General features: G+C 72.0%; 12 protein-coding genes. 2 read left to right on the forward strand and 10 right to left on the reverse strand.

Annotation, left to right across the window (positions count from 1 at the left end):
* Window positions 1–6: 6 nt before the first annotated feature.
* Window positions 7–531 (reverse strand): DinB family protein, encoded by a 525-nt coding sequence (locus tag ACQEV1_RS20770; protein ID WP_433395317.1) that lies wholly within the window; start codon window positions 529–531, stop codon window positions 7–9.
* Window positions 528–1082 carry a helix-turn-helix domain-containing protein gene (locus ACQEV1_RS20775; RefSeq protein WP_433395319.1) on the reverse strand — a complete coding sequence of 185 codons (555 nt, stop codon included), beginning with the start codon at window positions 1080–1082 and terminating at the stop codon, window positions 528–530. Before ACQEV1_RS20775 ends, ACQEV1_RS20770 begins: the two co-directional genes overlap by 4 nt.
* Window positions 1083–1222: 140 nt before the next feature.
* Between ACQEV1_RS20775 and ACQEV1_RS20780 the strand changes: the two genes are divergently transcribed.
* Complete coding sequence (locus ACQEV1_RS20780; protein WP_433395321.1) at window positions 1223–2056, forward strand: alpha/beta fold hydrolase; 834 nt, start codon at window positions 1223–1225, stop codon at window positions 2054–2056.
* Window positions 2057–2116: 60 nt separating this feature from the next.
* Here the strand turns inward: ACQEV1_RS20780 and ACQEV1_RS20785 are convergent, their stop codons facing one another.
* Together ACQEV1_RS20785 and ACQEV1_RS20790 are read right to left on the reverse strand one after the other, a co-directional pair.
* Window positions 2117–2542 (reverse strand): ribosomal protein L7/L12, encoded by a 426-nt coding sequence (locus ACQEV1_RS20785; RefSeq protein ID WP_433395323.1) that lies wholly within the window; start codon window positions 2540–2542, stop codon window positions 2117–2119.
* A gap of 42 nt (window positions 2543–2584) precedes the next feature.
* Window positions 2585–3442 (reverse strand): helix-turn-helix transcriptional regulator, encoded by an 858-nt coding sequence (locus ACQEV1_RS20790; protein ID WP_433395325.1) that lies wholly within the window; start codon window positions 3440–3442, stop codon window positions 2585–2587.
* 192 nt (window positions 3443–3634) lie between these two features.
* Here ACQEV1_RS20790 and ACQEV1_RS20795 point away from each other — a divergent pair, with 192 nt between their 5' ends.
* Window positions 3635–4405 (forward strand): SDR family oxidoreductase, encoded by a 771-nt coding sequence (locus tag ACQEV1_RS20795; protein WP_285566203.1) that lies wholly within the window; start codon window positions 3635–3637, stop codon window positions 4403–4405.
* Window positions 4406–4441: 36 nt separating this feature from the next.
* On the opposite strand, the gene ACQEV1_RS20800 is transcribed toward ACQEV1_RS20795, so the two are convergent.
* The 6 genes from ACQEV1_RS20800 to larE all read right to left on the reverse strand — a co-directional run bounded on the left by ACQEV1_RS20800 (window position 4442) and on the right by larE (window position 12059).
* A complete protein-coding gene (locus ACQEV1_RS20800) occupies window positions 4442–4918 on the reverse strand; it encodes a hypothetical protein (RefSeq protein WP_433395327.1) in 477 nt (158 codons plus the stop codon).
* A 133-nt stretch (window positions 4919–5051) separates the two neighbouring features.
* On the reverse strand, window positions 5052–6041 hold the full coding sequence (locus tag ACQEV1_RS20805; protein ID WP_433395329.1) for a lysophospholipid acyltransferase family protein: 990 nt from the start codon (window positions 6039–6041) through the stop codon (window positions 5052–5054).
* Window positions 6038–7615, reverse strand: coding sequence for a lactate racemase domain-containing protein (locus ACQEV1_RS20810; RefSeq protein ID WP_285566198.1), 1578 nt, complete (start codon window positions 7613–7615; stop codon window positions 6038–6040). Before ACQEV1_RS20810 ends, ACQEV1_RS20805 begins: the two co-directional genes overlap by 4 nt.
* A gap of 11 nt (window positions 7616–7626) precedes the next feature.
* Window positions 7627–8823 (reverse strand): zinc-dependent alcohol dehydrogenase, encoded by a 1197-nt coding sequence (locus tag ACQEV1_RS20815; RefSeq protein WP_285620026.1) that lies wholly within the window; start codon window positions 8821–8823, stop codon window positions 7627–7629.
* Window positions 8820–11105 (reverse strand): HAD-IB family hydrolase, encoded by a 2286-nt coding sequence (locus tag ACQEV1_RS20820; RefSeq protein ID WP_433395331.1) that lies wholly within the window; start codon window positions 11103–11105, stop codon window positions 8820–8822. The genes ACQEV1_RS20815 and ACQEV1_RS20820 overlap by 4 nt, the downstream gene beginning before the upstream one ends.
* A 120-nt stretch (window positions 11106–11225) precedes the next feature.
* Entirely contained in the window at window positions 11226–12059 is an 834-nt protein-coding gene (larE, locus tag ACQEV1_RS20825; protein WP_433395333.1) for an ATP-dependent sacrificial sulfur transferase LarE, read from the reverse strand.
* Window position 12060 lies beyond the last annotated feature (1 nt).

The following is a 12060-nucleotide window of genomic DNA, read 5'->3' on the forward strand; positions in this document are numbered from 1 at the left end:
CCTCGGCTATTCGCCGGTCGTGCCGTCGACGAGCTCGCGCGCGATGTCGAGGTGGCCCGCGTGGCGGGCGTACTCCTGGAGCAGGTGGAACAGGATCCGCGCGAGCGGCGGCGCCTGCTCCGGCTCGGTGAACCGGCCGCCGAGGCGCGCGACGTCGGTCAGCGCCGCGCCCGCCGCGAGCTCGCGCGACCGCCGTACCTCATCGTCGTAGGCGGCCAGGATCTCGGCCGTCGGCGCGCGCACGCCGAACTCCTCGGCGTCGCCGCCGGCCGGCCACGGCTCGACGTCCTCGGCGGCGAACCCCCAGCGCATCCAGCGACGCTCGACCCAGCCGAGGTGCTGGACCAGGCCCAGCGGCGACCACCCCATCGGCTCGACGGGGGACCGCAGCCCGTCCTCGGACAGCCTGTCGATCTTGCGTCGTACGGTCTCGCGGTACCAGTCGAGGTAGCCGAGCAGCAGCTCACGCGGGTCGGAGACCTTCATGCCGGGCCCGTCGAGCGGGGCCGTCACCCACTCCGGCCGCGTCACCGCTCACCCGGCGTACGGGCGGGGGCCTCCTCGGCCGGGAACAGGATCGGGCTGAGCAGGTGCCGCGTGCGCTCCGGGGACGGGTCGTGCCTCATCCGCGGCGCGATCACCTCGCGCAACTCCTCGATCATCGCGGCGCGTTCCTCCTCGCTGAGCCAGATCGCGTGCTGACGGTAGCCCACGAGGTCGGCGACCGGGTCGGCGCCGTCCCGGTCGAGGTAGGCGTTGTACTCCGCGAGCAGCGTGGCCATGGCCACGGCGAACACCCGGCGGTGGTCCTCCACCGACACCGACGCGGCGGTCTCGGCGTCGACGGCCGCCCGCGCCCGGTGCAGCCGGTACCGGCGTTCGACGGCGCCGCGCGTCCGGTGCTCGCCCGCGACCTCGAGCAGGCCGCCGTCGGCCAGCAGGCCGACGTGCCGGTAGACCGTCGCCTTGGAGACGTCGGGCAGCAGGTCGCACAGCTGTGACGTCGTCAGCGTCCGGCCGCCGGACATCGCGTGCACGATCCGCATCCGCACCGGATGCAGCAGCAGGTCCACGGCGTCCATGGACCGCATGATCTCACTTCTGATACCTTTCTCAAAGTTGAGAACAGGGGGTTCCATCGATGCCGATCACGCCACCGGAGAGCCGATCCGAGACCATGCCGCCGAGAGGACGTCCGCACGCCGTCGGCGGGCGGAGGCTGATGCTGCACCGATCCGGCACCGGCGGCCCGGCCGTGGTGCTCCTGCCGGGTTCGGGCATGGTCGGCCTGGACTACCTCAACCTGCACGAGCGCCTCGCCGGGCGGACCACCAGCGTCCTGTACGACCGGGCGGGCACCGGCTGGAGCGACCCGGCGGAGCTGCCCCGCACCGCCGCCGAGGTGACCGGCGAACTGCGCGACCTCTTGGAGACCGCCGGCGTGCCCGGACCGTACCTGCTCGCCGGGCACTCGCTGGGCGGGGCGTACGCGCGTCACTTCGCCCAGCGCTTTCCGGACGCGGTGGCCGGGCTGCTCCTGCTGGACCCCTTCCACGAGGACCTGGTCAGCCGCGCGCCCCGGCAGGTGCTCGACCTGCTGGCCCAGATGAAGGGCCGGGAGCTGCCCGAGCCGTCACCGGAGCAACTCGCGGCCGCGCGCGAGCAGCTCATCGCGTTCTTCCATGCCTGGCCGGACGACGTCCGGGTCCCGCTCGCCGAACACCACCTCGCCTCGTGGCGGACGGCCTGGCAGGAGGACGGCAACCTCTACGACGAGGTCTCCGCCGAACTCCGCGACGCACCGGGCCTGCCCGACGTGCCGACGATCGTGCTCAGCGCCATGGGGCGCGACGCGGTCCAGGCCCACCTGTGGCCGGAGGACCTGCTCCGGGAGATCAACGACGCCAAGCGCTCCCTGCACGCGGAACTGGCCGCCTCGGTCCCACGCGGCGAGCACCGCGTCATCGACGACGCCGGCCACGGCTGGCTCCACGAGGAACGCCCCGACGCCGTGCTCCAGGCCGTCACCGACCTGCTCCACCGGACGGCGCCCTGAGCCCGGCACAGCGTGAGCACCTGAACTCACGACCCTGCCGTCCGGTTACTGACCGCGCTTCTAGCTCAGGGCGGCGACGAAGCGCTCCGCGTCCGCCGCGGACATCCCGGTCTCCGTCTGGACGAGCGAGACGGCGCCCGGCAGGTCGCCGGCGTCCCGCAGGTGCCGCGCCCGGTCGGCGACGTTGCCGTGACCGCCCGGAGCGTACGGTGCCGGCTCGGGGAGCGGCCCGCTCTTGAGCGCGTCGACGAGCCGCTTGGCGTCGGCGAGACCCAGGCCCGTGGCCTGCCGGACCTCCTTCACGGCCAGGATCGGTTTGTTCTCTCCCAGCAGCGCCCGCACGCGTAGCTGCAGGTCGGCCGGCAGCGCCATGGGCGGGTACACCCCGGGCGTCGCCTGCCGACTGCCTCCCCGGGCAAGACCCATGAGCAGTGCGATGACTCCCACGACCAAGAAGAGGCAGGCCAGGAGCTCCAGTGCGGTCATGGCCGGATTCTGTCAGACCGGAGACTTCTCGCCGGGCGGCGTTCAGGCCGGGGCGGTCCGTGCGGGCGCCGTCCAGCTGTCGAGCAGCCGGATCGCCTCCGCGGTCGGCGAGTTCGGTTCGACGTTGTAGACGCAGAGCGTCTGCTCGGTGTCGCCGGCGGGTTGGAACGACTCGTAGGAGAAGACGAGGTCGCCGGCCAGAGGGTGGCGGTAGCGCTTGGTGCCGTGGGTGCGCCGGAGCACCCGGTGGTCGTTCCACCAGGTGGTGAACTCGGGCGAGCACAGGGTGAGCTCGCCGATGAGGTCGGCGAGCCGGCGGTCGTCGGGGTGGCGGCCGGCCTCCAGGCGCAGCATCGCGACGGTCTCGGCGGAGAGTTGTTCCCAGTCGACCACGCGTTCCCGAGCGGCGGGGTCCAGGAGGTAGAAGCGGGCGAGGTTCCGCTGGGGGACGGGCAGGACGTCGAAGTCGGTGAGGATCGCCCGGGCGAGCCGGTTGGCGGCGAGGACGTCGGTTCGCCGGCCGAGGATGAAGGCCGGTACGTGGTCGAGAGTCTGGAGCGTCAGGTGCAGGCCGGGGCGGACGCGCTGCGGAGCGCCGGAGGCGCCGCGGCGTGCCGGAGCCGGGCGGGAGCACAGGTCGGTGAGGTGCTCTCGTTCGGCCTCGTCCAGTTCGAGGGCGCGGGCCAGTGCGTTCAGGACCTCGGGGGAGGGGTTCGCGGCCCGGCCCTGCTCCAGCCGCGTGTAGTACTCGGTGCTGATACCGGCCAGCCGGGCGACCTCGTCTCTACGGAGACCGGGCACGCGCCGTGGACGGGCGTCGGCGGGTAGCCCCGCCCGGTCCGGGGTGATCCGCGCCCGGCGCGAGCGCAGAAAGCCGGCGATCTCCGAGGTGCGGTCCATACCTCCAGTGTGGCCGGGCCCCGCGGGTGACCGGTCGGCGGAGGGTGGTCCTGCCGGTACCTGTTCCGGCGTTGCCTGCCCGGTCAGGGCCTGCCGTGCCGCCGTGACGACGCCTCCGGAGTGGTGGGGTTGAGGAGTGCGGGGACCACGACGGTCGCTCCGCGAACACGACTTCCACCGGAGGTACAGCACATGTCCAAGGAGTCAACACCCCTGTCCGGCCGGGTGGCGGTGGTCACCGGCGCGTCCAGCGGTATCGGCGAGGCATCCGCGGAACGGCTGGCGATGCTCGGCGCGAAGGTCGCCGTGCTCGCGCGCCGAGCCGAGCGGCTCGACGACCTGGTCGCGGGGATCGGCGCGCGCGGTGGCACCGCGCTGGCGGTCGCCGTCGACGTGACCGACGCGGAGGCGGTCCGCGCGGCGGCCGAACGGGTGGAGGCGGAGCTCGGCGCCGCCGACCTGCTGTTCAACAACGCCGGAGTGATGCTGCCCGCGCCGGTCGAGGAGCTGCGGACGGACCAGTGGCGGCACCAGATCGACCTGAACATCACCGGACTGATGAACGTCATCGGGGCGTTCGTCCCGCAGCTGGTCGCGTCCGCGGCCCGCCTGGGGGTGGCCGACCTGATCAACACGTCGTCGATCGCGGCGCGGAACATCTTCCCCAACTTCGCCGTCTACTCCGGGACGAAGGCCTACGTCACGCAGCTGTCCCGGCACCTGCGGGTCGAGCTGGGGCCGAAGAACGTTCGGGTCTCGGCGATCGAGCCGGGCATCGTCGGCACCGAGCTGCAGAGCCACGTGACCGATGAGGGCGCCCTGGAGTGGCTCGACGGTTCGAAGGAGACGATGGAGTGGCTCGCCCCACAGGACGTCGCGGAGACCGTCGGCTTCCTCGCCGCCCTGCCGCCGAGGGCGAACCTCCAGCAGGTCACCATCATGCCCACCGGCCAGCCGGCCTGATCCCGTCGGCCTCGTCGCGCCGTTGCCGGTCACTCGTCAGGCGCGCCGGGCGTCCGTGAGGAGAGCGCGCCGGTGGCGCCAGGTCGCGACCGCCTCCTCGTGACCGGGCTGCTCGGCGCGGAACGTGATGCCGCTCGTCACCGCCATGCCGGCATGCGCGTCCTCCCGTACGCCCGTGACGGTCAGTTCGAAGCACTCCAGGTCCGCCGGCGTGTCCAGCGGCTCCGGGCGCAGGCGCACGTAGACCACCGAGCCGGGGGAGACCGCGCCGAACAGGGCGGCGCCGCCACGCCCGAGGTTGCGTGCGGTGTGCGTACCCGGCCACAGCGCGACGCGCAGGGTCCGGTCGTCGCGCACCAGCAGTTCCCCGGCGCCGACCATGCCGATCCGCGGATCCCCGTCCTCGTCGGTGGTGACGAGCAGAAAAGCGGGCTGCTCCGGTGCATCGAGCGCCGCATCGTCCAGGGCCCGCAGGAGAACGCTGGGCAGGCGGTCGCCGGGCTGCTCGGCCATGACAGAAATGCTTTCACACGGCCGGACCACTCCCCGGACCGCACCGATGCCGCCGGCGGCGAGCGGGGCCGGTGAAACGCGACAGGAGCGCCCCCGTACGGGGACGCTCCTGTCGCGTGATCGGCTGCGAGGGTCAGTCGCGCCAGACCTTGCGGCGCTTGCCGCCCAGCGGCTCGGTCGAGGCCCAGATGCGGCGCCAGTGCGCCACCTGCTCGCCCGGCGACCCGGCGGCCTTGCCGTTCTCCTCCGCCTTGGGCTCCTCGGCCGGCTTCAGCGCGCCCGGCCGGGTCGGACGGGCGCCGCCCGGGATCTGCAGCCGGTCGTCCGCCGCCGCGCGCAGCGCGCCGTACCAGCCGATGTCCTCCTCGGCCGCGAGCTGGCTGACCGCCTTGGCCATCCGCACTCGGAAGGAACGGACGTCCTCGCCCTCCTCCGGCGTGAGCGGGCGGCCGTAGCGCACCGTCACCCGCGGCTTGCCCGGCTGGGGCCAGTTGCGCCCCCGCGGCATCGCGGCGTACGAGCCCCGCAGCGCGATCGGCACGCACGGGATGCCCTTCGTCACGCACAGCGCCGCGGCGCCGAGCTTGAAGGGGTTCATCCAGCCGTCCTCCGAGCGCGTGCCCTCGGGATAGAGCAGCAGGCTCCAGCCCTGGTCCACCAGGTCGAGGGCCAGGCTGCGCAGCCGCCGCGAACCGTAGCGCTCGACCGGGAACGCGTTGAAGAAGATCGCGGTCAGGGTCGCGCGCCAGCGGACGTCGAAGAAGTAGTCCGACGCCGCGCCCGTCGCCACCCGGTCGGCGAACCGCTCCGGCATCGAGCCGAGGATCAGTGGTGTGTCGAGGTGGCTCGAGTGGTTGGCGACGAAGACCACCGGGCCCTTGACGCCGTCGAGGTATTCGGTGCCTTCGACGACCGGAGTCGTCTGGCCCCAGACGACCGGCTTGAGCAGCGTACGTCGCAACCCCGCGCGAGCCGCGACCGCGACCCGCGTACGGGCCCAGGCGGTCGGGAACTCCCGGTCCTCGTGCTCAAGCTCGTGCGGCTGCGCCGACTTCGGCACGGTCGACCGGCCGCGCCAGTCGCGCCCGTGCCGCAGCAGCTTGACCTCCCGGCGGATGCTCATCGCACATCCGCCAGGGTCAGCGGCGGGTTGTGCTGATAGGTGATCGACGGGCTGGAGCCGACCGTGTCCTTGGCCATCTCCAGGGCGTCCGCGAGGGTCGTCGCGGAGCGGAAGCCCATGCGGGCGGTGGTCTTCCGGTTGCCGCCCACGAAGATCACGTCACCGAGGTGCTCCAGCGCGTGGGCGCCCCAGTACCACATGTAGAACGGGTGCACGCCGTGGTAGGCGTAGCTGTTCCGGTAGAGCTGGATGTACCAGGGGTCGGTGGCGAACTGCTCCTCGTACTTGGTCTCCAGCAGCACCGGGTCGGTGCTCTCGGTGAGGATCTCCTCGAAGAAGTCGATGTAGCTCGGGTGGTGCACCGGGTGGAACTCGTTCGGCACCGGGTGGTAGAAGATCGCCACCCCGCCCTGCCGGACGATCGGCTTGTTCTTGTACAGGTTGAAGAAGTAGCCGAGCCCGAGCGACATCACCAGGATCGGGTTCATCACGGAGTTGACGTTGTACGGGCAGATGTAGGGAAGCCCGTAGATCGCGACGTCGGACTGGCCGTTCACCTCGGTGAGCTGCTGGCGGTGCACGTTGCCCAGCGTGATCGGGTGCACCTCGGACTGCAGGCCCGCGTGGACGCCCGTCACCCCGTACGGCGCGGCGGTCGACTGCCAGATGCGCCGCCGGGTCTTGGCCGGCAGCAGTTCGTTGGCCCGCTTCACCGCGACGTACGACGCCTGGTCGCGGAGATTCCACTCCCACTCGCGCTTGTTGAGGAAGCCCATCGAGGACGGGAACGTCTCGTTGTTGAGCGTCGTCTCGATCGTGAAGACCTTGACGTGCTCGTCGATCAGGCCCTTCATCCGCTCGTACGAGTGGTGCATCGCGGAGTTCGGCGGGTCGTTGAAGGAGTTCGAGTGCCGCAGCGTGTGCACGTTGTGGTGGTGCTTGAGGCTCTTGTAGCTCGCCAGCCCGACCGACACCGACTTCGCGCCGCCGCTCATCGCCGTCAGCGTGATGTTCACGTAGACGATCAGGTCGCTCTCCGCGGCCCGGCGGTTGATCTCGACGTCCTCGCCGTGCTTGGTCTTGCCCATGTGCAGGAGGTTGTCGTGGTCCTCCGCGTCATGGTTCTTCAGGTGCTCGGGGAAGAACGCCTGGAAGACACGGTCGCCGACGGTGCGCCGCAGCTCGGCCGGGGTCATCCGGCGGTGCAGGGCGTTGCCGGCGATCAGCTCGACGTCGTCCACGCCCTTGGCCGCGGCCATCTCCAGCACCTGCTCGATGATGCGCTGCCGGACGTCCGGCGTCTGCATCGGCGGCAGCGGCAGCGACAGGTCGTCGAAGACGATGGTCAGCCGCATCCCGGGCGTGAGGAGCTCGGGCAGCGGGTCGGTGCCGTGCGGGTTGAGCAGTGCGTGCTTGATGGCGGCGTCGACGTTCCGGATCCCGGGCAGGGAGTCCGGCGGGTAGATGACCTTCGCGCCGAGCGGCAGCCGCTCCAGCCGGAAGCCCTCACCCTGGTGCATGAGCAGCGGTGGTGTCCGCTCATCCACGTCGAGTACGAAGCCTGGTCTGCTCACTCTCAACCTTCCTAACGGGCCGGATCAAAGGCGACTTTGACAGTTCCGAGACGCCCCGCGTCCGCCGCGTGGGTCAGGGCCTCGCGCCAGCGGGCGAGGGGGTAGGTCGTACCGACGTAGCCGTCGAGGGGCGCGGATTCGGCGAGCCGGATGGCGTCGGCGAAGTCGGCCCCGTCGGCGCCGGAGGCGTACGCCCCGACGAGCTGCAGCTCGCGGTACCACAGCGGGGTCAGGTCGACGTTGCCCGACGGCATGCCGGACACGACGACGGTACCCCCGGCCTGGACCAGCCGGAGCGCGGTGTCGAGGCCGCCGGCGCCGCCGGTGCACTCGAAGGCCAGGTCGACGCCGCCGAGGAGGAAGTCATCGCCGCGCTCGGGCGAGTGCATCCGGGCGGTGGTGACGCGCCGCAGCGCGCGTACGGCCTTGCGGGGCTCGATGATGGCGGTGGCGCCGAGCGCCTTCGCCTTCTCCTGCTGGTGGCCGTGCTTGGCGACGACGTACACCGCGCCGACGTCGGTGAGCTGGCGCAGCGCGAGCAGCGTGAGCAGGCCGACCGTGCCCGCGCCGATGATGACGGCGGTGGACCCGGACGCGACCTTCACACGGCGTACCGAGTGCACCGCGCAGGCGAGCGGCTCGGCCAGGACGGCGCGTTCGTCCGACAGCGCGTCGGGCACGACGTGCAGCTGGCTGACGTGCGCGACGAACTGCCGGCTCCAGCCGCCGCCGGTGTCGGCGCAGAACCCGGTCTGCAGCCCGGCGGAGATCCGGCCCGTCGTGATGTGGTCGCAGCGGCTCTGCTGGCCCGAGGCGCACCAGCGGCACTCGGTGGTGCCGCGCGCGGCGCAGGAGAGCACCGGGTCGATCACCACCCGGGAGCCCTTCGGCACGCCGGGCACGTCGTCCTGCGTCTCACCGACGACCTCGTGACCGGGAACGAACGGCATCGAGGTCATCGGCGACAGGTACGGAGAGGACCGCCCGGTCAGCATCCCGAGGTCGGAGCCGCAGATGCCGGACAGCCGGGGCGTCACGCGCGTCCAGCCCTCGCCGGGCAGCTCGGGCGCATGCCGGTTGACGAGGCGCATCGGCGACACGTTGCCGGCGATCATGCCGCTCATCTTGCCGCCGGCGCGGGTCGCCGTGAGCCCGCGCGCCGCCATGAAGCGGGCCGGCGAGCGGTGGTACTCGAGCGCGAGGATCATCGGGCGCTCACCGTCCCGGTGATGGTGTCGAGCAGAACATCTCCGCGTCCACGGGTATGGGCGCCCCATTCGTAGATGCGCCAGTGCTTGCGTTTGGCGTGGCGGTACAGCGACGGGTCGGGGTTGACCGCACCCGGGTTGCCGACCGCCTCCAGGAGCGGCCGGTCGGAGTAGCTGTCCGCGTAGGCGTAGGAGCCGTCGAGGTCGATGCCGGTGTCGGTGGCGTGCCGGCGCAGCCAGGCGGCGCGGGCCTCGTCCACGAGCGGCGGCGAGTCGAGGTAACCGGTGAGCACGCCGTCGCGGGTGTGCATCCGGCTGGCCACGACCTCGTCGAACAGGCCGGCGAGCGGCCGGACGAACACGTCGACCGTGCCGGTGATCAGGATCGTCTTGTGCCCGGCGGCGCGGTGCGCGCGGATCCGGCGCACGGCCTCGGGCATGACCCGCTGGAGCAGCGCGTCGCCGAGCGTGTCGTCGACCAGGTCACGCAGCCCGGCCATGTCGGCGCCCTCGTAGCGGCGCAGGAACGCGCGGACGAAGTCGCCCCGGTCGCGGCGCTCGGCCCGCAGGTAGCGGGGGAGCGAACGGGCCAGGTCGGCCAGCTCACCGCTCCACTGCGACCGCGGCAGCGACGACAGCCGGGCCCACAGGTAGGACTCGATGAGGTTCGAGGCGACGATCGTGCCCTCGAGGTCGAACACGGCCGCGATGTCGGTGCGCTCGGGCAGCGCGGGCGCGGCCGTACGGCGGCTGCCGCCGCGTCCGCGCGAGAAGCCGCGCATCAGCTCGGTCACACTGGGGGAGTGCACCTCCTGGAGGTAGTGCCCCCAGTCGATGACCGACGGGTCGAAGCCGAATTCGTCCACCAGCTCCGGCGGGATCGTGCGGTGCAGCGCGTGTGTGCGGCTGTCGTCGTAGATGACCTCCGCCTGGGTGTAGGCCTGGTAGAGGTCGGCGTAGCGGCGCAGGAAGTCGAGGTTGGTCTGCTGCCGGTGCACCGCGGTCATCCACTCGCGGGTCTTGCCCGAGGCCGGCAGCCGCAGCAGCGCGCGCTCGGCCACCGCGGTGGCGCGCTCGCTGCCGCTGAGCATCATCTCGACCTGCCGGCTGCCGGGGAACCGCCACTGCGGCACTCGGATGTGACCGCGCTCGCCGGCCGGCATCGGGTGCTTGCGGAAGTAGTCGCGGACGTTCTCGTACAGGCCGCGGAAGGACAGCGGGTTGCGCGAGCCGGACCCGACGTGGAAGTAGGCGGGCGTGCCGCGCTCGGGCGGCGCCGCGGCGACCGCGAGCGTGGCGTTGACGACGTGGTCGACCGGGATGATGTCGACGACGCTGTCGGGCAGGCCGGGGAACTCCGGCAGGATGCCGCGCCCGTACGCGATGATCAGCGGGTCGGCCATCTTGTAGCCGTCGATCCAGCCCGGGTGCGGGTGCCGCAGCGAGCTCTCCACGATCGCCGGGCGGACGATCGACAGACGGCGCTCGCCCCACATCTCCTCGGCCGCGCGCTCGCCCAGGGCCTTGGTGAAGGTGTAGACGTCCGGCCAGCCGAGGCTCTGCGCGCGGGCGCGGCCGTAGTCGACCAGACGGTCGGTCACCCACGCCTGCCGCGCCTCCTCGGCGGCGGCGACGACCGACTGCGGGCCCGCCTTGCGGTGCTCGCCCTGCGCCCGCGACACGGACTTGCGCAACACCTCCGGGCGGCGCGAGTCGCGTTCGACGTCGGCGCGGGTGGCCAGCGCGCCCTCCAGCTCCGTGCGCCAGTCGACCGTGTGGTCGAGCCGGTCCTCCGGCACCACGCCCTTGCGCACGCCCGCGACGTACGCGGTGGACACGTGCACCACGTGCGGGTCGGCGCCGGCCCGTTGCAGCGCCTCGTAGAGGGTGACCACGCCGGAGACGTTCGTGCGGAACGCCTCGTCGATGGGCGGGTCGAAGGAGACCGTCGACGCGCCGTGCACCACCACGTCGATGTCGCCCGGCAGCGTCACCTCACCCAGGTCGCCCTCGATCACGGTGACGCGCTCGGCGGCGATGCGGCGCAGCTCCTCCTCGCCGAGTTGCTCGCGCAGCCGGCGGAAGACGGGCTTGCGGAGCAGGCCGTCGAAGCGGCGCTGCGCCGGCTGGTTCGGCCGGGGCCGGATCAGCACCGAGACCCGGGTCTCCGGGTGAGAGGACAGGAGTTTCTCGAGCGTCGCCTGTCCGAGGAAGCCGGTGGCGCCGGTGAGAAGTACATGTGAGCTGCCGAGACGGTGAAACTCATGTCGGTCTGGCGTCATCCGCTGGCTTTCTCCGATCGTGGGCATGAGCCGTCCCGTCGCGAGCTGTACCGGGCAAGACTAACGGCTGGAAGTCCGGCGACCAACGGCCGGGAGGGTCCGACCGAATTCAGGTCTCGTTCATTCTCCAGTATCCGAATCCACCAACACGTCGTTCATGGATCCGGAGCGAAAAATCTCCACGCTGATGGGTGCCGAGGCGAACCCCGCGTCGCGGATCGCGACGCCGACCGCGTGGTCCTCGCGGGCGCGTTCGACCAGCTCAGAGTCGACTTCGAGGCGCACGGCGTCGCCGAGGTCGCGGACCCGCAGGTCGCGCACGGCGCCGCCCAGGACGCCGCGGACCGCCGACTCGGCCCGCTCGATGCGCGCCAGCCGGGCGGGTGTGACCGAAATCCCGTACGCGACGCGGCTCGCCATGCAGGCCGCGGCCGGTTTGTCCCAGACGGGCAGCCCCCAGTGGCGCGCGACGGCGCGTACCGCCGCCTTGTCGAGCCCCGCGTCGGCGAGCGGCGTGCGCGCGCCGCGCTCGGCCGCCGCGCCGATGCCGGGCCGGAACCCGGCGGCGATGTCCGAGGCGTTCGTGCCGGTGGTGATCGTCTCGAAGCCGAGGTCGGCGGCGAGCGCGTTCGCGGTGTCGAGCAGGACGCTCTTGCAGAAGTAGCAGCGCCGCGGACCGTTCTCGCGGTAGCCGGGCACGTCCATCTCGTTGGTGGCGGGCGTGTGGTGCGTCACGCCGAGACCGGCGCAGAACTCCCGTGCCGCGTCGAGTTCGGCGGCCGGCAGCGACGGCGAGACCGCGGTGACCGCGGCCACCTGTCCGGCGCCGAGCGCGCGTACCGCCGCGGCGAGGACGACACTGGAGTCCACACCACCGGAGAACGCGACGAGAGTTCTGCCGTAGCCTGCCATCTCGGCCAGCAGATCCTGGGAGAGGACCGCAACGTCCACCATG

The organism is Actinoallomurus sp. CA-142502 (genome assembly GCF_050936355.1).
Lineage (GTDB): Bacteria > Actinomycetota > Actinomycetes > Streptosporangiales > Streptosporangiaceae > Actinoallomurus > Actinoallomurus iriomotensis.

Bases quoted from the DNA above. Each gene is read 5' to 3' on its own strand.
- ACQEV1_RS20775 (WP_433395319.1), bottom strand. From the start codon at position 1,082: ATGGACGCCGTGGACCTGCTGCTGCATCCGGTGCGGATGCGGATCGTG.
- ACQEV1_RS20780 (WP_433395321.1), top strand. From the start codon at position 1,223: ATGCTGCACCGATCCGGCACCGGCGGCCCGGCCGTGGTGCTCCTGCCG.
- ACQEV1_RS20785 (WP_433395323.1), bottom strand. From the start codon at position 2,542: ATGACCGCACTGGAGCTCCTGGCCTGCCTCTTCTTGGTCGTGGGAGTC.
- ACQEV1_RS20790 (WP_433395325.1), bottom strand. From the start codon at position 3,442: ATGGACCGCACCTCGGAGATCGCCGGCTTTCTGCGCTCGCGCCGGGCG.
- ACQEV1_RS20795 (WP_285566203.1), top strand. From the start codon at position 3,635: ATGTCCAAGGAGTCAACACCCCTGTCCGGCCGGGTGGCGGTGGTCACC.
- ACQEV1_RS20800 (WP_433395327.1), bottom strand. From the start codon at position 4,918: ATGGCCGAGCAGCCCGGCGACCGCCTGCCCAGCGTTCTCCTGCGGGCC.
- ACQEV1_RS20805 (WP_433395329.1), bottom strand. From the start codon at position 6,041: ATGAGCATCCGCCGGGAGGTCAAGCTGCTGCGGCACGGGCGCGACTGG.
- ACQEV1_RS20815 (WP_285620026.1), bottom strand. From the start codon at position 8,823: ATGATCCTCGCGCTCGAGTACCACCGCTCGCCGGCCCGCTTCATGGCG.
- ACQEV1_RS20820 (WP_433395331.1), bottom strand. From the start codon at position 11,105: ATGACGCCAGACCGACATGAGTTTCACCGTCTCGGCAGCTCACATGTA.
- larE (WP_433395333.1), bottom strand. From the start codon at position 12,059: ATGGTGGACGTTGCGGTCCTCTCCCAGGATCTGCTGGCCGAGATGGCA.